The organism is Hyphomicrobium sp. MC1 (genome assembly GCF_000253295.1).
GTDB lineage: Bacteria > Pseudomonadota > Alphaproteobacteria > Rhizobiales > Hyphomicrobiaceae > Hyphomicrobium_B.
The window spans coordinates 594,974-613,976 of the sequence record NC_015717.1; the positions used below are offsets into that span (position 1 = coordinate 594,974).

The 19,003-nt window shown below is 59.1% G+C and carries 20 protein-coding genes; 13 read left to right on the plus strand and 7 right to left on the minus strand.

Features of this window, described 5'->3' with window-relative positions:
• Nucleotides 1-31 precede the first annotated feature (31 nt).
• A complete protein-coding gene (locus HYPMC_RS02740; protein ID WP_013946248.1) occupies nucleotides 32-949 on the minus strand; it encodes a cation diffusion facilitator family transporter in 918 nt (305 codons plus the stop codon).
• A gap of 238 nt (nucleotides 950-1,187) precedes the next feature.
• Here HYPMC_RS02740 and HYPMC_RS02745 point away from each other — a divergent pair, with 238 nt between their 5' ends.
• Entirely contained in the window at nucleotides 1,188-2,162 is a 975-nt protein-coding gene (locus tag HYPMC_RS02745) for a metal-dependent hydrolase (RefSeq protein WP_013946249.1), read from the plus strand.
• Here HYPMC_RS02745 and HYPMC_RS02750 read toward each other — a convergent pair.
• From HYPMC_RS02750 to HYPMC_RS02765, 4 genes are all read right to left on the minus strand, one after another.
• On the minus strand, nucleotides 2,128-2,739 hold the full coding sequence (locus tag HYPMC_RS02750) for a TetR/AcrR family transcriptional regulator (protein ID WP_013946250.1): 612 nt from the start codon (nucleotides 2,737-2,739) through the stop codon (nucleotides 2,128-2,130). The genes HYPMC_RS02745 and HYPMC_RS02750 overlap by 35 nt on opposite strands.
• Before the next feature lie 287 nt (nucleotides 2,740-3,026).
• On the minus strand, nucleotides 3,027-3,692 hold the full coding sequence (locus HYPMC_RS02755; RefSeq protein WP_013946251.1) for a TadE/TadG family type IV pilus assembly protein: 666 nt from the start codon (nucleotides 3,690-3,692) through the stop codon (nucleotides 3,027-3,029).
• Nucleotide 3,693: 1 nt separating this feature from the next.
• The gene (locus HYPMC_RS02760; protein ID WP_013946252.1) at nucleotides 3,694-4,323 is read right to left on the minus strand and encodes a TadE/TadG family type IV pilus assembly protein; all 630 of its coding nucleotides are present in this window, start codon (nucleotides 4,321-4,323) and stop codon (nucleotides 3,694-3,696) included.
• Between the two features lie 129 nt (nucleotides 4,324-4,452).
• A complete protein-coding gene (locus HYPMC_RS02765) occupies nucleotides 4,453-4,908 on the minus strand; it encodes a pilus assembly protein N-terminal domain-containing protein (RefSeq protein WP_024275350.1) in 456 nt (151 codons plus the stop codon).
• Between the two features lie 617 nt (nucleotides 4,909-5,525).
• Here HYPMC_RS02765 and HYPMC_RS02770 point away from each other — a divergent pair.
• From HYPMC_RS02770 to HYPMC_RS02815, 10 genes are all read left to right on the plus strand, one after another.
• Nucleotides 5,526-5,702, plus strand: a complete 177-nt coding sequence (locus HYPMC_RS02770; protein ID WP_024275351.1) for a Flp family type IVb pilin — start codon at nucleotides 5,526-5,528, stop codon at nucleotides 5,700-5,702.
• A 170-nt stretch (nucleotides 5,703-5,872) separates the two neighbouring features.
• Nucleotides 5,873-6,064, plus strand: a complete 192-nt coding sequence (locus HYPMC_RS02775; RefSeq protein WP_013946255.1) for a Flp family type IVb pilin — start codon at nucleotides 5,873-5,875, stop codon at nucleotides 6,062-6,064.
• 98 nt (nucleotides 6,065-6,162) lie between these two features.
• A complete protein-coding gene (locus HYPMC_RS02780) occupies nucleotides 6,163-6,663 on the plus strand; it encodes a prepilin peptidase (protein WP_041299636.1) in 501 nt (166 codons plus the stop codon).
• Between the two features lie 176 nt (nucleotides 6,664-6,839).
• Entirely contained in the window at nucleotides 6,840-7,640 is an 801-nt protein-coding gene (gene cpaB / locus HYPMC_RS02785; protein WP_013946257.1) for a Flp pilus assembly protein CpaB, read from the plus strand.
• Between the two features lie 38 nt (nucleotides 7,641-7,678).
• Nucleotides 7,679-9,301, plus strand: coding sequence for a type II and III secretion system protein family protein (locus HYPMC_RS02790; RefSeq protein WP_013946258.1), 1,623 nt, complete (start codon nucleotides 7,679-7,681; stop codon nucleotides 9,299-9,301).
• Between the two features lie 17 nt (nucleotides 9,302-9,318).
• Complete coding sequence (locus HYPMC_RS02795) at nucleotides 9,319-10,062, plus strand: CpaD family pilus assembly protein (RefSeq protein WP_013946259.1); 744 nt, start codon at nucleotides 9,319-9,321, stop codon at nucleotides 10,060-10,062.
• A gap of 15 nt (nucleotides 10,063-10,077) precedes the next feature.
• On the plus strand, nucleotides 10,078-11,376 hold the full coding sequence (locus HYPMC_RS02800; RefSeq protein WP_013946260.1) for a pilus assembly protein CpaE: 1,299 nt from the start codon (nucleotides 10,078-10,080) through the stop codon (nucleotides 11,374-11,376).
• A 13-nt stretch (nucleotides 11,377-11,389) separates the two neighbouring features.
• The gene (locus HYPMC_RS02805) at nucleotides 11,390-12,892 is read left to right on the plus strand and encodes a CpaF family protein (protein WP_013946261.1); all 1,503 of its coding nucleotides are present in this window, start codon (nucleotides 11,390-11,392) and stop codon (nucleotides 12,890-12,892) included.
• Nucleotides 12,885-13,877, plus strand: a complete 993-nt coding sequence (locus HYPMC_RS02810; protein ID WP_013946262.1) for a type II secretion system F family protein — start codon at nucleotides 12,885-12,887, stop codon at nucleotides 13,875-13,877. The genes HYPMC_RS02805 and HYPMC_RS02810 overlap by 8 nt, the downstream gene beginning before the upstream one ends.
• A gap of 33 nt (nucleotides 13,878-13,910) precedes the next feature.
• Nucleotides 13,911-14,903, plus strand: a complete 993-nt coding sequence (locus HYPMC_RS02815) for a type II secretion system F family protein (protein ID WP_013946263.1) — start codon at nucleotides 13,911-13,913, stop codon at nucleotides 14,901-14,903.
• 141 nt (nucleotides 14,904-15,044) lie between these two features.
• On the opposite strand, the gene HYPMC_RS02820 is transcribed toward HYPMC_RS02815, so the two are convergent.
• Nucleotides 15,045-16,007 carry a tetratricopeptide repeat protein gene (locus tag HYPMC_RS02820; protein WP_013946264.1) on the minus strand — a complete coding sequence of 321 codons (963 nt, stop codon included), beginning with the start codon at nucleotides 16,005-16,007 and terminating at the stop codon, nucleotides 15,045-15,047.
• A gap of 223 nt (nucleotides 16,008-16,230) precedes the next feature.
• Here HYPMC_RS02820 and HYPMC_RS02825 point away from each other — a divergent pair, with 223 nt between their 5' ends.
• Together HYPMC_RS02825 and HYPMC_RS02830 are read left to right on the plus strand one after the other, a co-directional pair.
• A complete protein-coding gene (locus HYPMC_RS02825; protein ID WP_013946265.1) occupies nucleotides 16,231-17,649 on the plus strand; it encodes a M17 family metallopeptidase in 1,419 nt (472 codons plus the stop codon).
• Nucleotides 17,646-18,548 (plus strand): C40 family peptidase, encoded by a 903-nt coding sequence (locus HYPMC_RS02830; RefSeq protein WP_013946266.1) that lies wholly within the window; start codon nucleotides 17,646-17,648, stop codon nucleotides 18,546-18,548. Before HYPMC_RS02825 ends, HYPMC_RS02830 begins: the two co-directional genes overlap by 4 nt.
• Here HYPMC_RS02830 and HYPMC_RS02835 read toward each other — a convergent pair.
• Nucleotides 18,545-18,994 (minus strand): hypothetical protein, encoded by a 450-nt coding sequence (locus HYPMC_RS02835; protein WP_013946267.1) that lies wholly within the window; start codon nucleotides 18,992-18,994, stop codon nucleotides 18,545-18,547. The genes HYPMC_RS02830 and HYPMC_RS02835 overlap by 4 nt on opposite strands.
• Nucleotides 18,995-19,003 lie beyond the last annotated feature (9 nt).

Consider the following 19,003-nt stretch of genomic DNA (forward strand, 5'->3'; position numbering starts at 1 on the left):
CTGATGCTCGATCGAGAATGACGAAAAAGATCTAAAGCGGTACCGCGCCGGAATCTTCCGGTTTTGCTTTGTATTCCGGCTCGACGTGGATCACCACTTCCGAGCCTTCGATGCTTTTCTCGATGGAATTTTCAAGCCGGTCGCAGATCGCATGCGCGTCATCGACGGTCATCGAGCCCGGCACAACGAGATGGAACTCGATGAACAAGGCTCGTCCTGCCTGGCGGGTGCGAATGTCGTGGGCCTGAAGCGCTCCGATGCCGTTCGCTTCGATGGCGCCGCGAATACGCGCCTCGATTTCAGGGCTCGCGGCTTCGTCCATGAGGCGGGACATCGATTCAGTCGCGATGCGATAGCCCATCATCAGAATGTTGACCGCGACCACGGCCGCAATCAGCGGATCGAGAATGTACCAGCCCGTCATCAGCGCCAGGATGAGCGCAATGACTACACCGACCGATGTGATGACGTCGGTGAAGAGATGATGGCCGTCGGCAACAAGCGCGGGAGAGCGCCATTGCGTGCCCCATTTGATCATCGCCCAAGCCCAAAGCGTGTTGATGACCGTTGCGATGCTGTTGATCGAAAGACCCAAAACGGAATGGTTGAGCGTCACGCCTTCAACGAGACCGTTGTAAGCCTTGATCATGATCAGCACGGCTGCGACGGCAATCATCGCGCCTTCGAACATCGCGGCAAGAAATTCAGCCTTGGAATGGCCGAACGGATGGTCCGAGTCAGGCGGCTTCGCGCTCATCCAGATGGCGACGTAGGCGGCTACCGCCGTTATGACGTTGACAATGCTTTCGAGTGCGTCTGAGTACAACGCGACGGAGCCGGAGACGACGTAAGCGGCGTACTTCAGACATATGACCGCCAGAGCCACGACTATGTTTGCGGCTGCAACTTTCGTGATTTTTTTGCTGGTCGGGGTGCTGTTCGTAAACATGTGAGCATTGGTTTCGCTGATGTCGTGACCTAGTCGCACATTCCATCGGTGGGCGCTACCGCAGAGCCGGGCTCGTCGCCCGAGCGGCATAAGAATGAAGGCTGCGGCGGCTTATCCACATGCGGGCCGGCCGGGCATCTCGTCGGGAAGACGAGAATCTGATGCTCCAATAGTCGCAGTATCGACTGCCGAATCTCTCAGCCCGGTATTTCGGCTGCGAGCGGGCTGGAGCACCCCAATGGCGAATTTCACGACACACATTGCGATCGGCACCGTCGTTTCCGGCGCGCTGGCCACGCTGACGCTCGCAGCCGACGTCGTGGCGCCGCAAAACCTCGTGGCGGTGACATTGGCCGGTGCGCTCGGATCGGTGTTGCCGGATATCGACCTCAAGGACTCGCGGCCAAGCCGCGCGATGTTCGCCGGGCTCGCTATTTTTGCATCCTTCGCGGTCCTGTTTAACGCCGCGACACATTATTCGATTGCGGAGCTTTGGCTACTTTGGCTCGGGACGTTGCTGCTTGTGCGGTACGGGCTGCATACGATCTTCCATCGCATGGCCGTTCATCGCGGTATATGGCACTCGATCCTGGCTGCTGTTTTCTGTGCGGTGGCGACGGCGATCGTGTTTCGCCATCTTCTGGGAAAGCCGGAGGGCGTGTCGTGGCTGGCTGCGGCGTTCATGTTCGTGGGCTACATTACGCATCTGACGCTCGATGAGATCTACTCGGTCGACGTCATGGATACCCGCATCAAGTCTTCGTTCGGGACGGCGCTGAAGCTGTTCGATCGCCGGCATCTCTATGCGTCGGCGGGGATGGCGGCAGCGACGGCGCTCGCGATCATGCTATCGCCGCAGACGAGCACGTTCGTTCATGGGCTCAGTTCGCACGACATGTGGTCGGGCCTTGAGCAGCGGTTGCTGCCGACAGGCAAATGGTTCGGCGTTATCGAGGGGCCGCATTTCGCGTCTCGCAAGCCGGAGGCGGGCGAAGGGATGACGACGGGATCAATCGCCGCCCAGCCGGCCACCTCTCAGCCAGCGAGTGGCACGGGCGCGGCGGCAGATCATTCGGGGGCACTGCAGGCTCAGGGCGGCGCAGGGGAGGCAGCTACGCCTCTTCCCGCGTCGCAGACGCCTGCAGGGGTTTCAGCTCCGGCCGTGGTCCCGGCCGCCGTTACTGGTGCGCCGAGCGGCAGCGCAAGCCCTTGAGGAACGTCGAGGTGAGATCCTTGGCGTAAGTCTGGGCCGTTGCCGGAGTGATGTAGACGCCCTTCTCGGTGGCGGCGAAGGCCGTGATGCCATTCAGGCCGGCCAAGAAAGAGCGCGCCGTCGTATCGAGATCTTCGGTCGACAGGTTTGGTGCGACCTGGGCAAGCGCGCCTTTGACGACTTCAACAAGGCTGTTTGTATAGTCATGGAAGGGCGCCGGGACTGTTTTTCCTGCCGGGAGATTGTGGGCCAGGAATAGGTTCCACATCCGCCGATTGACCAGCGCGAAGTCGACGTAGGCGTAAGACAAGTCTTCGATGTTTTTTTCACCGTCTTGTCCGAGGGGCACACGTTTCAGGTGCTCGACCGTGCGGCCCATCAGTTGAACCTGGAGAGTCAGCAAAACATCGTCGAGGTTCTCGAAGATGTTATAGAGCGTGCCTGGCGAATAACCAATCATTCGCGCAATTTCGCGAGCCGAAAGACCTGTAATTCCATTGCGTTCTACAATGGTCTGAGACGCGTCAAGAATAAGCTGTCTCAATTCTTCCGGCGAGTGAACGGATCTCCGTCCCATAGGTTTCCTACGATCCCCAAACAGTGTTTACATTTTCGTAAGCTCGACTTTAACTCACGTTTATAACAGCACAAGGAAATATAGAACTCGGAGTTTGAAATCCTAGAGGTGAATTTCTTTCGGGGAAATTATGTTTATTTCCCAATGGAATAGAATGTTTTGGCGATCCGCAAAGACATGCTGTGTCAGGGTTTTATAAAATCAGCATGCTGATTATATTGCAAATACGAGCATGGGCCAGCGCTGAACAAAATTTTGTTATTTGCCGCAAAACGGGCTGGAAGACGTTACTGGCAAGCAGCTTTCGAGGGATTATCCCACGTATTGTTGTTGTTCAGGCCCGGCAGAAACATGACAGAGGGCACATCGCGGGGCGTCATGACCATCGTATCTGACCATGTGGACTGCCGAATGACACTCGGAAGCAGGTTCGAGAGGATGGGCGTGTATGTGTATGTGGCCTCGATGAAGACGGCGCGTCCATTGCCGACCAGCACGCCTTGATCGACGATCTTAGAATCTCCGCATCCCGACGTCACGCCGGTGGGATACTGGTAAGACCATTCGATTTTCGTTTGCGTTGGGTCATCGAGTTTGGCCCAAACTTGGTAGACACGAAGCGACAGCGGCGTGATGCTGTAGGGTTCCATCGCGTGCGCGACGGACTGCATGATGCCTGCAAGAGTATTCTTGGCATCCGTTGTCGTTACGCTCGCGTCGGCTTCGTCTTCCGGCCAAAGCTGCTTTTCGCGCGTGACGAGGTCGCCCACCATCGCCGTCGCACGCTGAAAGCGCTTATGGATCATCAGGGCGCGTGACAGCTCGATCGTGCCGAACGTCATCATCAGGAGCAGTGGGACGAGCAAAGCGAATTCGATCGCGGCGACGCCCGCGTCGTCGGTGCGAAAGACGCGAAATTTTGCCGACAGCGAGGATGTCCAAAGCTTGTGCATGTCAGCTGCCCGTTCCCGGAAACGGCTCAGTCCGGAATGCCGTAGACGACTGGATCATCATCGTTCCGTCCTGCATGTTGCCCAAATGGAGGAACGGAATTTTTGATGCGTATTCCCATTGGTAGCAGGTCGTCACGACCACGACGTTGCTGGCGCCACCGGTATAGGTGGCGATGAGATCGCCCGGATTACGATTGTTCACGCTCGCCGTGTTGTTTGCATCGACGCAGCGATGTATTCCGTTGGAGTTGAAACCAGTGTCGTCCGTCGGATTGGTGGTTCCAATGGCACTCCAGTCGGTCCAGCTTTGGGCCCAGACCTGCAGCTTGTCGCATTTGATCCAACCGCCGGCGCTATCGCAGATTGTCTGCTTGAATTGGGCGACGGTCATCTTGTCGGTGACGGCTTCGCCAGTGCGGATCAGCCGGCTCGTCTGATCCATGCCGCGTTCGAGGGTATTGGAAACAAAGAAGTAAAGTGCGCAGCCGATCAGGGCGAAGACGAACATCAGGAACGGCGTAAGGAGGATGGCGAATTCGACTGCGGTTGCGCCCCGGTCGTCGAGACTAAAGCGGCGTAGGCTCGCAAATCTCAAAGACAGCCGTCGTCTGGCCGTTGCCAGGCCTGCCATGGGTTGGAGCTCCGCGTCGCGATCATGTTTTGCGAAGAGCTAAACTGCGGAAGATTAAGACGGCATTTATCGAAAGGTGTTCTTTCTTTATCGGTTAAGAAGGCGTTGCCGAGGTGCCGCTTCCGTTCGCTATTGCGCGTTGTTGGCGCTGTTGCCTTGGTCCGACGTGCCGGACGAGAATTTGATCTTCGACGAGTTTGCGGACTCCACTTCTTTGAAGAAGTCCTTTTCATCGCCAATCGTCAGTGTCGGTTCGCAGTTCGGCGTGCACGCATATGTAAAGCGCTCGCTTCCTTTATGGAGATTGACGATACGGTTGTCGTCGCGCTCGACCATCACGCGCTGGTCCTGGATAATATTATGGTCGGTGTCGAGCGCAATGATGTTGGTGATGCCGAAGGTCTTACCCGTCACGACTAGCAGGTTGCCGTCCTGCAAAGCGACGTCCGCGATCGACGGATTGCCGACGATGATTTCGGAAGCGGGGCGCGGCAGTCGAAGCAACTGCGATTGATCATAGCGGACGATCAGATCGGCGGCCGTCGCCGGCATCGCAAACAGAAGAGAGATGCCGATGCCCAGCACAATGCTCCTCACTTGGGAGGAGACGGCGGTTGTTCTGGGGTTTGTCAGCATACGACGGAATCCGGGTTCATGACGAATTGCGCCATTACCCCAGAAATTGGTGAAGGATGTGCAAACGCCCGTCTCAGAGCGGCCTAAGCCTGGATGAGACACGGTCGGCCCCACAAAAGCGAAGCTCTGCAAGTCGATAAATTTGTTCGTATCGACTCTCGAGACCCGGCAGTGCTTGTTGGAGTTAGGGCGCTGGCTTGCCAGATGCACCGACGCAGCGGCCTCGACGCGGCGCGGAACTGGCAGAATTCCTTCTTCTTGTTCTTTTAGTATATTATGCGATAAATCATGTATTAACTCATAAATACTTGTGCCATTGGCGTTTTATGGCGCCAATTTTCGAATTAGTAACGGGTTATTCGGGTGGATTTCGTGATTTTATTTCTTGTGTTCTGTCGAGTTTAACTTGGATAATCGTGTATTAATGGAGATTTATGGCGAAATTCGCCTATTTTACTCGGTTTTAATTTTTCAGGACTATGTTTCCGAAAGTTCCCAGTTTGGGCGGAGACCCAATGGGGACATGGATCGGACAACTACTTGAAGATTGGTTTGGGAGAGTACGAATGAACATGTTTTCGCGTTTCGTGAAGGACGAGTCGGGCGCAACGGCTATCGAATATGGCCTTATCGCAGCCATCGTCGCTGTCGGCATCATTGCCGCTCTGAGCCAGGTTCGTGGCGCTCTGCAGACGACGTTCACGGGCGTCGCCGATCAGCTCAACAGCGCCAACACCAACTAATTGCTGCGCTAAAGCGAAGCGTTTCGATATGCGCTCGGGGGATCGCTCCGAGCGCATATTTTATGGGCATTGGTGAAGACGGTTGAAACAATCTGCTCCGGGCTTCCAGCACCTGATCTTAAGAAATCAGCGCGATGCTTTCGGAAAGACTCGGCTGGAGGCAACTGAAAATGGGATCGGTTATGCTTCGAAACAAAGCCCTCAGGTTCATCGCTGATGAGAGCGGAGCGACTGCTATCGAATATGCGTTGATCGCCAGCATTATCAGTATCTGCATGGCGGCTGCTCTGACGCAGATTTCCGGCTCTCTTCAAAGCACGTTCAACAACATTGGCACGCAGCTCAACGCAAACGGCCAATAAAACTTCCGCAGCATCGGCATATTAGGTCGACTTTTACCCTGTTCGGGCAGGCTTCTCGCCATTGGCGGTCTATAACCGGGTCTTGGCGTATGAGTTCGATGGCATCTTTTGTTCTGATGGTTTTTCCGGTGGCGATGGCGTTTGCAGCGGCGAACGACCTTCTCACGATGAAAATCCCTAATCGCATTCCGATGGCGCTGGTTTCCGGATTTGTCGTCATTGCGCTTCTGACCCGCATGCCGCTTGACGTGTTCGGCATGAATTTGGCGGTCGGATTTGCTGTCCTTGCAGTGACGTTCAGCCTTTTTGCGTTCAATCTGCTCGGTGGCGGAGATGCGAAGCTGATCGCGGCCGGTGCTCTTTGGATCGGTGCCGCGCACATCATTAGCTATTTGCTGTTGACGACGATCTTCGGCGGTGCGCTGTGCCTTGCCATCCTGGCGTACCGCCGATGGGAGCCAGCGGCAGCCCTCGTGCTTCCCGGCTGGGCGCATCGGCTGCACACTGACAAAGGTCCGGTCCCTTATGGTATCGCCATCGCGGCCGGTGCGCTTGCCGTGTTCCCGAGCACTGACCTTTTCCTGTCGCTGATGTCGTAAGGCATCGGCGTCAGAGCGGTTCACGGCGCAACGCCGTTTACGCTTCGATAACTGTCTCTACAACGAATTACCTCTACGCCCCAGTTCGAGACGGCGGTTAACTTCAAATTGACGATTGTCGGGCCATCGTCAGTGAGAGGGAATCACGTTCGAACGCGAAGGGACTTGCGGGGCGTATGAAGCGGGCTCAGCTTATCGGTTTTTCAGTGGCACTCGTTGCCGCGGGGCTAGCTTATTATGTCGCGGGCGCTTTTCTGCAGCCGCCTGCTCCCATTACCGTCGAGAAGCATGTCGACAGCACAAAGGTGCTCGTTGCCGGCAGGAATATTCCCGTTGGCGAGATCGTCAACGAAGGCAGCTTCCGCTGGATGACGTGGCCGAAAAGTGCTGTGTCGCCCGACTATCTGAACCAAAAAACGGTCGGAGCTGACATCTTGAAGCGACTTGCCGGATCGGTCGCGCGAGCGCCGATCCTCGCGGGTGAGCCGATTACGAAGCAAAAGCTGATCAAGCCCGGCGACGGCGGCGTCCTCGCTGCCATTCTTCCGCAAGGCATGCGCGCCATATCGACGAAGATCCGCGCGGAAACGGCGGCGGGCAGCTTGATCCTGCCGAACGATCACGTCGACGTCATCCTGATCCGGCGCGTGCGAGGTCGCAACAACGATGACCAGAGCGTCGCCGATACGCTGTTTCGCAACGTTCGGGTGCTTGCGATCGGACAGCAGATCCAGACCAAAGAAGGCAAGATGGTCGCCGAAAGCTCAGCGAGCACGGCAACGCTCGAGCTGACGCCACGTCAGTCCGAAATGATGGCGCTCGCAAATACGATGGGGGACATCACCCTCTCGCTGCGCAGCGTCGCCGATCTGAATTCGGATCCGACGGGATCGGGTGCGGGCCTCAGCCGGCCGAAAGAGAATTCCGTGCGTATCGTACGTTACGGCGCGAAGTCGCGTGTGTATGGCGTGAACTGAGTCATCAAAAGTCAGTGGTCGTCATAAGGTAAGACCTCATGCGCATTACTCTAGAATTTTCGTGGCGCGCCGCGGTGCGCGCCGTCGCGCTGCTTGTCGGCGTCGGGATATTGTGCGCGAATTTATCGCCCGCATCTGCGCAGGCGCAACGGGGCGGCGACCAGTCTTACGACGACGATGTTTCGGGGGCGGATCACCAGTCGTTTATCCGTATCCAGGATACCGGGGGTCCAATCCGCAAGAGCATAAAGATCGGGATGGGCAAGTCGGTTCTCTTGGAGTTCCCGCGGCCGGTTCGCGACGTGATGGTTTCCAACCCGGCTGTCGTCGATGCCGTGGTGCTGAGCTCGAACCGCGTTTTCCTGCTGGCGAAAGACATGGGCGAAGCCAACGCCTTTTTCTTCGACACGTCCGGCAATCAATTCGCGACGATGGAGCTTTACGTTGCGCGCGAGACTGCGGGACTTGAATCGCTTCTGAACCGCATCATTACGGGCGCGCGGATCAAAGTCGAAATGCTGAACCAGACCGTGATCCTGACCGGCTCCGTCAAGAGCCCGATCGACTCGACGCGTGCGGGCGATATCGCCGGACAGTTCATCTCGCAGCAGTTACACACCTTTTCGGCGAGTACCAAGGAGGGTGTTTCGCTGGCTGAAGGGCAGACGAACCAGATCAAGGAATCCGTCATCAACATGCTGACGGTCGAAGCCGAAGAGCAGGTGATGCTCAAGGTCACGGTTGCTGAAGTTCAGCGCACCCTGCTCAAGCAGATGGGTGTCAACGTCGGCGCGATGGTGCAGTCCGGTAGCTTCGCGACGCAACTTTTGACGCAAAACTCGTTCCCAATCACAGTCGCGCAGGGGCTCGGCGCGCTGCCTTCTGTCGGCATCGGAACGTCGGCGAGTTCCGGCTGTACGGTCGGCGCGCTTTGCACGATCAATACGGGCGCCGGAGGATCGTTTCAGAACAGCGGCGTCACCTCGCAATTCGGCAGTGGCAACAACGCAGTCCAGACAGCGATCCGCGCGCTCGAACGCGATGGTCTGATCCGCACGCTAGCCGAGCCCAACCTGACAGCGATTTCGGGCGAACCGGCTGAGTTTCTGGCGGGCGGTGAGGTTCCTTACGTCACGGGCATCGACACGCAGTCGGGCGTTAGCTCGGTGGCTTTCAAGAAGTTCGGTGTGCAGTTGAGCTTCACGCCGGTCGTTCTTTCCGAAGGTCGCATCAGTCTCAAGATCGATACCAGCGTCAGCGATATCTCGCAGTTCATCGCCAACAACCCAGTGTTCGATACGCGCCAGGCCAAGACGGTCGTCGAGTTGCCGTCGGGCGGCTCCTTGGCGCTTGCCGGTCTCATCAGCACCAAGACGCAGCAGAACATCGACGGGCTGCCGGGTGCAAAAGACATCCCGATTCTCGGTACGCTATTTCGCAGCCGCGACTTCCAGAACCAGGAATCGGAACTGGTCGTGATCGTGACGCCCTATGTCGTGCAGCCGGTCTCGCGTCAGCAGCTTGCGACGCCTGCGGATGGTTTGGCGCCGGCGACCGATCTCAAGGCAGACTTTCTGGGTCATCTGAACCGGATCTACGGCAAGAGCGAAGCTATGCCGTCCGGCGGTCTCAAAGGTGACTACGGCTTTATCGTCGAATAATTGGGGCAAGACGCGTCATGCAGATGAAAAGCACGAGTGCCGGCGGCCCGAAGAGATTGCGGACCGACATGGGCAGGATTGTCACGATCGCCCTATTGTCCATGGTTGCGGGCGGTTGTCAGCATGATGGTGTCACGGGACCGCAAGTTGCGGGCTGGACGCTCGTCGATCCCGAGCAGCGTCACCCGATCCTGGTTTCGCAACAGCCCGCGACCCTCAGCCTGCATATCTCGCGGAACGCCGATGGATTGACGCCAGCGCAGCGGGCGCGGGTGCTCGAATTCTCCAGCCGCAGCCGGGCGTCCGATGCTGGTAACAGCCGCATCGTTATCTCGGCACCAAGTGGCGCGTCGAACGAAAGCGCTTCGATGCAGGCCGCGGATGAAGCGCGCAAACTTCTTATCGATACAGGCTATTCGGAGACGAACATCGCGGTCGAGGCGTACCCGGCTTACGGCCGCGATGCGCCGGTGCGGCTTTCGTATATGCGCTATGTCGCGGAGGCGCCGAATTGCGGGCAGGACTGGTCTGAGAACCTGGCACGGACTTACCAGAACACGCCTTATCCGAACATGGGCTGCGCGGCGCAGCGCAACTTGGCGGTGATGGTCGCCAATCCAGCCGATCTGCTCGGACCGCGTACGATGACGAGCCGCGATTCCAACCGCCGCGACGACATGTACGAAAAATACGTCAAGGGTAAAGCCGTCGGCGCAGCGGCCGAGGCTCAGACCGTCCAGAGTGTCACCAGCGGCCAGTGATCGATCGGAGACGTCATGTCCAAGCTTGCTCATGTTACCGACGACGAGCCCTACTTCGATAGCGATGAGGCGTTGGCCGCCCATCCTAGCGATCGCGCCCGGCCGATCCCGCGCATTTCAATTCAAGCGTTTTGCGACGATCTGAACGTCGCTGATGCGGTTCAGCATGCGGCGGAAGATCGGCGCCTGGCGAAGGCGCATGTTAGCGTCCACATGGGCGGGATCGCGGCGGCGATTGCGCACTATGCCGATAGTCCGACGCCCAATCTCATCATTGCTGATAGTTCTCACAGCGGCAGTCAGCTGCTGTCGGAGCTCGATCATCTCGCAGAAAGCTGCGATCCGGGAACGAAGGTGATCGTTATCGGTCGCCATAACGACGTGATGCTCTATCGCGAGCTGTTGAAGCGCGGCGTCGCTGAATATCTGGTCGCGCCGACGGATCCCATCGAGTTGATGGAGAGCATCTCCAATCTCTACAACAACCCAGAGACGGACCCGGTCGGGCACGTCTTTGCGTTCATCGGCGCCAAGGGCGGCGTCGGGTCGTCGACTATCTGCCATAACGTAGCGTGGACGATGTCGGAGGCGCTGGAAACGGACGTCACGATTGCCGACATGGACCTCGCGTTCGGCACGACGGGTCTCGATTTTAACCAGGATCCCGTTCAAGGCATCGTCGAAGCGCTGTCGGCGCCGGAGCGTCTGGATGATCAGCTGCTAGACCGGTTGCTGACGAAGTGCTCCGAACGGCTGTCGATTTTTGCGGCCCCCGTTGTCCTCGACCGCGACTTCGATTTTTCGGCTGACGCTTGCGAGACCGTTATCGATGTCGCGCGGCAGAACGTGCCCTTCGTCGCGATCGACCTGCCGCACGGCTGGTCTCCGTGGACGAAGCGGCTGTTGCTGCAGGCCGACGAGATCGTCATTACCGCTGCGCCCGATCTCGCCAATCTGAGAAACGCGAAGAATATTGTCGATCTCATGAAGACCTCGCGGCGGAACGACCAGCATCCGCACCTGATCCTCAATATGGCAAACCAGCCGAAGCGGCAGGAAATCAGCGTCAAGGAATTCGAGCAGGCGCTCGATTTGAAGGTTCTCGCCGTCGTCGACTATGACAGCGAGACGTTCAGTCAGGCCGCCAACAACGGCCAGATGGTGGAAGAGCTTAACGCCAAGGCAAAAGCCGTCGAAAAGTTTCACGATGTGGCGATGAAGCTAACGAGACGTAAAGACACGAAGGCCGAAAAACAGAGTTCGGCACTTTCGGCCCTGGCGCCGATCTTGGAGAAGCTAAAGCTCAAGCGTTGAGGATTTCAGGTTCATGTTCGGAAGGCGCTCAAACGAGCCACAGGCAGATCGACGCGTAACGCCGCGTCCTCCCGAACCGCAGGCCGCACCTGCTGCAACCGAGGCTAGACCGGCTGCGGCAGCTCCGGCGCGCAGTGCGGCGCCGCCACCGAGCGCGCCGCCTAAAAAGCCGGAACCCGCGCCGGAACCGCAGCGGCGGCATTCCGAAGAGTACTATGACGTCAAGACGACAGTCTTTAACGCGCTGATCGACACCATCGATCTCACGCAGCTATCGAAGCTCGACAGCGTGACGGCGCGCGAAGAAATTCGCGATATCGTCAGCGAGATCATTCAGATCAAGAACGTCGTGATGTCGATTTCGGAGCAGGAAGAGCTGCTCGAAGACATCTGCAACGATGTTCTCGGCTATGGTCCGCTTGAGCCCCTTCTGGCGCGAGATGATATCGCCGATATCATGGTGAATGGAGCGGCGACGACCTTCATCGAAGTCGGCGGCAAGGTGCAAAAGACCGGCGTCCGCTTCGCCGACAATCAGCAGTTGATGAATATCTGTCAGCGCATCGTCAGCCAGGTCGGCCGGCGTGTCGATGAATCCAGCCCGATCTGCGACGCGCGTCTGCCGGATGGGTCACGCGTCAACGTCATAGCGCCGCCGCTTGCAATCGACGGGCCGGCGCTCACGATCCGAAAATTCAAAAAGGATCGGCTGAAGCTCGAACAGCTCGTTAAGTTCGGTTCGATTACGCCGGAAGGCAAAACTATTCTGGAGATCATTGGACGCGTTCGCTGCAACGTCGTCATCTCAGGCGGTACGGGCTCGGGCAAGACGACGCTGCTCAACTGTCTGACCGGCTCGATCGACCACGACGAGCGCATTATCACGTGCGAAGACTCGGCCGAACTTCAGCTGCAGCAGCCTCATGTCGTGCGGCTTGAAACGCGCCCTCCGAACCTCGAAGGCGAGGGCGAGATCAAGATGCGCGATCTCATCAAGAACTGCCTGCGTATGCGGCCTGAGCGGATTATCGTCGGCGAAGTCCGCGGACCTGAAGCGTTTGACTTGCTTCAGGCCATGAATACCGGCCACGACGGCTCGATGGGCACCCTTCACGCCAACAGTCCGCGCGAAGCCTTGAGCCGTCTTGAATCGATGATCATGCAGGGTGGCTACGCGCTGCCGATCAAGACGATCCGCGAAATGATCTGCGGTTCGGTCGATGTCATCATTCAGGCCTCGCGATTGCGGGACGGCTCGCGCAAGATCACGCACATCACTGAAGTTCTCGGCATGGAAGAAGAAACGATCACGCTGCAGAACATTCTCGTCTACGAAATCACGGGCGAAGACGCACACGGCAAGCTGACCGGGCGACACCGTTCGACGGGCATCGTTCGTCCGCGGTTCTGGGAGCGCGCAGAATACTACAACGAGACTGAAAAGCTCGCAGCGGCGCTCGTGCGGTCGGAAGTCATGGACGATCTCGGCAATCCGCTTGGAGATCAAAATGGCTGATCTTGGGCTGCCGACGTTTCTCGCGCCGCTGCTCGCCGCGCTGGCTTTCGCCGGTATCGTGTTCGCGGTGGCGTACCCGTATTTTGCGGACGATCGCAAGGGAAAGCGTGTCGAGGTCGTTGCGGGAGGACGGTCGTCGCGCAAAGGTAGCTCGGCCATTGCCGATATCCAGAGCAGCAGAAAAAAGTCCGTTGCTGAAACGCTGAAGGAAATCGAAGTCCGCGAGAAGGCCAAGAAGAAGATCACGATGAGCCTGCGCTTGATGCGGGCCGGTACGAAGCGAAAGCCCCGCGATTTCTATGTTGCGAGTGCGTTGCTCGGCGTGCTTTTGGCGTCTATCGCGCTTCTCATTCTCGAATTGCCGTTTTCGGCGGCGATCGTGGCGGCATTCGTCGGCGGTTTTGGTCTGCCGCGGTGGATTCTGAACAAGATGACCGCGCGTCGGCAGGCCAAATTTCTGGGTCAGCTTGCAAACGCTATCGACGTCATCGTGCGTGGCATCAAATCCGGCCTGCCGCTCAACGAATGTCTTCAGGTCATCGCACGTGAGAGTCCGGAACCGCTCGGCAGCGAGTTTCTCGAAGTCGTCGATCAACAAAAGATGGGCGTCGGGTTGGCGGACGGGCTTGAGCGCATGTGCGACCGGCTTCCACTTCCCGAAGTGCGCTTTCTGACGATCGTCATTGCGATCCAGCAGCAGGCGGGCGGCAACTTGTCAGAAGCACTCTCCAATCTGGCGAGCGTGTTGCGCGAAAGGCAGTCGCTGGCGATGAAAGTCAAGGCGCTGTCGGCGGAAGCCAAGGCATCGGCCATCGTGCTTGCATCTTTGCCGCCCGGTGTCATGACGATGGTCTATCTGTCGTCGCCCGACTACATCATGCCGCTGTTCACAACGACGATGGGGCATTTCATGGTCGCGTTCGGCGCGGTGTGGATGCTTACCGGCGTTTTGATCATGAGGAAGATGATCAACTTCAAATTCTAATCTTTTCACGTGAGCAGGCACGGTCGTGCGCGGATGACGACATTCATCGATACAATCATGAACCCGCAGTTCATCGCGACGGCGCTGGCGGCGATCTGCGTCTTCGCGACGGTTTTGACGGTGGCGTTGCCGATGCTGCAGCGGGACCAGATGAACCGGCGCATGCGTGAAATGGCGATTGAGCGCAGCAAAATGCGCTCGGCGCGGCTTGCGGAAATGACGTCGAAAGACCGCCAGCAGGGCGGTACGAGCCGGCTTCGCTCCACGCCGAAAGGCTTTATGCAGCGGGTTGTCGACAAGTTCAATTTGCGGGAACGGTTCGACAACGAAGAGCTGCGCGAAAATCTCAAGCGAGCGGGTCTGCGCGGTCAGGCCAACATTGTCGCGTTCCTGTTCTTCCGCGTTGCTGCTCCGATTGCGATTTTCTTTTTCGCTCTCTTCTATCTTTTCGTGCTGTACGACAGCGGCTATCCGCCGACGGTTAATCTATTGATCGCGTTTGCGGCGGGTTTTCTCGGCTTCTATGTGCCGAACATGTTTATCAGCAACCGTGTGCAGAAGCGCCAGATGGCCATCAAGCAGGCGTGGCCGGATGCGCTCGACATGCTGTTGATTTGCGTGCAGTCGGGCATGTCGGTCGAAGCCGGGTTTGCAAAAGTCGGCAAGGAGATCGTCAGCCAATCGGTCGAGCTGGCGGAAGAAATGTCGCTGACGACGGCGGAACTCTCGTATCTTCAGGACCGGCGGCAGGCTTACGACAATCTTGCGAAGCGGACGGGGTTGCCCGGCGTGAAAGCGGTGACAACAGCGCTCGCTCAGGCGGAGCGTTACGGCACGCCCGTCGGGACGGCGCTGCGTACGATGGCCAAGGAAAACCGCGAAATCCGGCAGTCGGAAGCCGAGCGTAAGGCCGCTGCACTGCCGCCGAAGCTGACCGTGCCGATGATCGTGTTCTTCCTGCCGGTACTTTTCGTCGTCATTCTGGGACCGGCCGTCATCAGCTATATGGCGCTGAAGCAGCATTAGGGCGCGCTTTTCGCCGCTCCACGTTTGCGAGGAGCAGCGAGAAGAGACGTCCGGTCTGCGATTGGTCTTTGTCTATTTGATAAGAAGTGCGCGCTTGGCGTGGCGGCGCGTCATGATGTCGAGCGGTAGCCGGCAGCGGGGTCAGCGTACCAGTGGCGGGCTTTGGTCGGTCGTCGTCTGCCAGACGCTCTGGCTGACGGGAAGCGATGACGTCGTCGTGGCGGCGGCGCGCTGCACTTCGATCCGCGGCTGGGAGGGGCTCACGTAGGTGTTGCTGGCGAAGCTTTTGGCGTCGGGCATGGCCGTCGTCGGTTGGAGCTGGACCATCTGTTTCAGATAGCTGGCATTGGCGCTGGCGGTATCGGTCGAGAGCACGCCGGATGCGATGGCCTTCGATTCATCGTAGCGGCCTTGCAGGCCGAGCACGAGGGCGAGGTTTTCACGAACCTTCGGCGTTGCGCCGGGGGCGACCAATGCCTGACGCAGGATGCCCTCGGCCTTTTTCGGATCGCCGGTCATGGCGTAGGCCATGGCGAGATTGTTCATGACGGTGGGGTTGTCCGGCGAAAGGGTCAGCGCGCGCTCATAGAACGGCACGGCGTCGGCATATTTGCCCTGCTTCGCCATCACGGTGCCGCGCGCCGAGACGACCCGCCAATCCGGTTTCGCCGGATCGTCGGCGACCGTCAGCATCTGGTTGGCGACGCCGACCTGGTCCATTTCGAGCGCCAGGCGGCCGTATTCGCCGGCAAGCTCCTGATCGCTGCCGTGAATGAGCGCTGCTTGCTGCAGAACAGACAAGGCTTTCGACTTTTCGCCGAGCGCCTTCAGGTCTTTCGCATAATTGAGTGCGGGCTTCAGTTCGGCCGGGTTTTTGGCGTATTGCTGGCCCCAGTAGATCGTTGCCTTCTGCAACTCGGTCTGCGGCGTGTCCGGCGTGGTATCTCCGGTCGTCGTATCGCTGGGTTTCATGGCGATGCTTGGTAGCAGATCAGTGGAGGCGGAGCAGGCACCCAGGAGCAGCGATGCCGTAAGCGACGCGAAGGTTCCGAGGCGCGGAAGGCGCGGCAAAGTTTGCGAGCGGGGGCGCTCAAAACGCGTCATGACGGTCTCCTGGGGTGATTCGCTCATCAGCGACGAATCAAGGTGAGGCCGTCAGTTTCTGGGGCATCGGTCAACAAACGCTTAAGACTTGCCAGTGACCTGTGATAGCTGGAGAAAACGCGAATGAACTGCAGCCCGGGGGCGCCTGTCGAGGCCGCCAGTTTGCGGCCGGGTCGCGACCTTGGTCAGCTTGGTGCAACGGTAAAAGAGAGAACGAAGACGAATGGTTGAGACGACAGCCTGGGCCGCAGCGGAGACCTTTGCACTTGGCGCGCCGGATGCGAGCGACATACCGGTGCACTTCATCGGGTCGAACAGTCTTCAGCCGTCGCCGCTCGATGCCGCGCAGCAGGCGTGGCTCGCAGCTCAGAATTTTTCCGGGAGCGCCAAGCGCTCCGTTCTTCTGCCCAACGCCGAGGGGAAAGTTTCAGCCGTCGCGTTCGGCACGGGCAACGGCCAGCAGGGCGAGCCGAGCGGTCCGTCGGAATTGCTCGCGGGGCTGCTCGGTGCGGGGTTGCCTGCCGGGACCTATCGGATCGCATCGGAGCTGTCGCAGCCCGACCTTGCAGCTCTGGCGTGGGCGCTCGGCAGCTATTCGTTTTCGCGCTACCGCAGCAAAGGTTCGAACGGGGCGCGCGCGAAGCTGCGTCTGGCGGCGGAGGGCGCTGAGCGCATCATCAACACGGCTGAAGCCGTCTGGCTCGGCCGTGATCTGATCAACACGCCGGCGTCCGACATGGCGCCCGCCGATCTCGAGGCCGTCGCGCGGGTTCTGGCCGACCGTCATGGGGCCGACATCTCCGTCGTCGTCGGCGACGACCTGTTGGCGAAGAACTTCCCGCTCATTCATGCGGTCGGACGTGCGAGCCCGCGGCCGCCGCGTCTCATCGACATGAGCTGGGGGCCGGTCGGGGCGCCGAAAATTACGCTTGTCGGCAAGGGGATCAGCTTCGATACCGGCGGTCTCGACATCAAGCCCGCGAGCGCCATGCTGCTGATGAAAAAAGACATGGGCGGCGCGGCTACGGCGCTGACGCTCGCGCATATGATCATGGGGCAGCGGCTCAACTGCAGGCTGCGCGTCATCATCCCGACAGCGGAAAATTCCGTAGGCGGCGATGCGTTCCGTCCGGGCGACATTCTGGCGAGCCGTCTGGGGCTTAGCGTCGAAATCGGCAATACGGACGCGGAGGGGCGCCTGGTGCTCGCCGATGCCCTGGCGCTTGCCGATGCCGACGAGCCCGACTGCATCTTCGTTTTCGCAACGCTGACCGGCGCAGCGCGGTCGGCTCTGGGGCCGGACCTGCCGGCGTTCTTCACGAACGATAATGATCTGGCGCAGACTCTGCCGCCGCTTGCAGCGTCAATCGGCGATCCGCTATGGGCTATGCCTCTTTGGGAGGGTTACCTACGCAATCTCGACAGCGACATTGCCGACATCAACAATGTCTGGGAATCGCCATTTGCCGGTGCCATTACTGCGGCGCTGTTTCTGAAACGGTTCGTCAGCAAAGCGCGCCGTTTCGCGCATTTCGATCTCTATGGCTGGCGTCCCGCCGCACGTCCTCTCGGGCCGAAGGGCGGTGAGCCACAAACGGCGAGGGCCGTGATGGAACACTTGCGGCGAGAGTTGACGTCGTGACGGCTGACGTTTCTCAGCGACCGGCGAGCTCGCTCGATCCGAGACGGAACGCATTCCGCTCGGATCTCGCGGCGCAGTCGCTCGAAGGTGTCGTGCGCGCGGAACGCTATGTCACCGGAGAGCCGGGTTTCGTCATCCGCGCGACGGTGCCGTTGCGCAAATTTCCCGATCCCGCCCGTGGCTTCGAGACGGAAGCGCTGTTCGGCGAGAGCCTGACGATCTACGAAGACGGCGGTGGATGGAGCTGGGTGCAGCTCGCGCGGGACGGCTATGTCGGCTATGTGCCGAGCGATGCCATCCGCCGCGGCACCTTTCACACGACGCATCACATTCAGGCGCTGGGGACGTTTCTCTACGCCCAACCCGACATCAAGACGCCGCCGATCATGCATCTGCCGCTCAATGCCGCGATTGCCGTGCGCGGCGGCGACGAGGGCTTTCTGGAGCTTGAAAGCGGCGGCTTCGTCTATGCACGCCACGCTGCACCGAACGATCGTTTCGCGCGCGACTTCGTGGAAATCGCCGAGCGCTTTATCGGCACGCCGTATCTCTGGGGCGGCCGCACGCGGATCGGCATCGATTGTTCGGGCCTCGTGCAGACGTCGCTTGCCGCCGCCGGTTTTCCCGCACCGCGCGACAGTGACATGCAGCAGGCCGAGCTTGGCGAAAACGTGCTGGTGGCCGACGATCTCGAAGGCTTGATGCGCGGTGACCTGATATTCTGGAAGGGGCACGTCGGCATCATGATCGACGGCATCATGATGGTGCACGCCAACGCCTGGCATATGCAGACGTCGGTCGAGACGCTGCCCGAGGCGGTGCTACGCATTGCCAAGACGGGCAGTCAGATTACCGCGATCAAACGCATTCCAGGCTATGCCGCGATGGATGGGTTCTAGCGCCGGTAGGCGAGATAGCGATGCGTTCGCCAGACCTCTTCCGGCGGCGCTTTGGCAATCCGGCGTTCGCCGCGCCAATCCCATCCGGGGCCGAGCGCCACACGCATCTCGATCGCGATCAGCTCGTCGGTCATGGCATCGAACTTGGAGATTTTCTCGACGTGGCCCGCTTCGATGGAGCGGACGAGGTGCGGGAAAAGCTCGAAATGCTCGACCGGCAGGTCTTCGAATGCTTCTTCGGCGAGCTTGAGGCTAAAGGTCTGCTTGGATGCTATCAGCAGTTCAAACGGACAAGCTTCCGGCACGATCGGCAGAACGACGACACGCCAATAAGCTGTCGTCGCGATTACATCGACGGCGGCGTAGTCGCGCATGCGAGCGACGGACGTTTCAATTTCCACGAGCGTTTTTTCGAGGCGGTCGCGGAATACATCATCGGGGAGCATCTGGCAGTC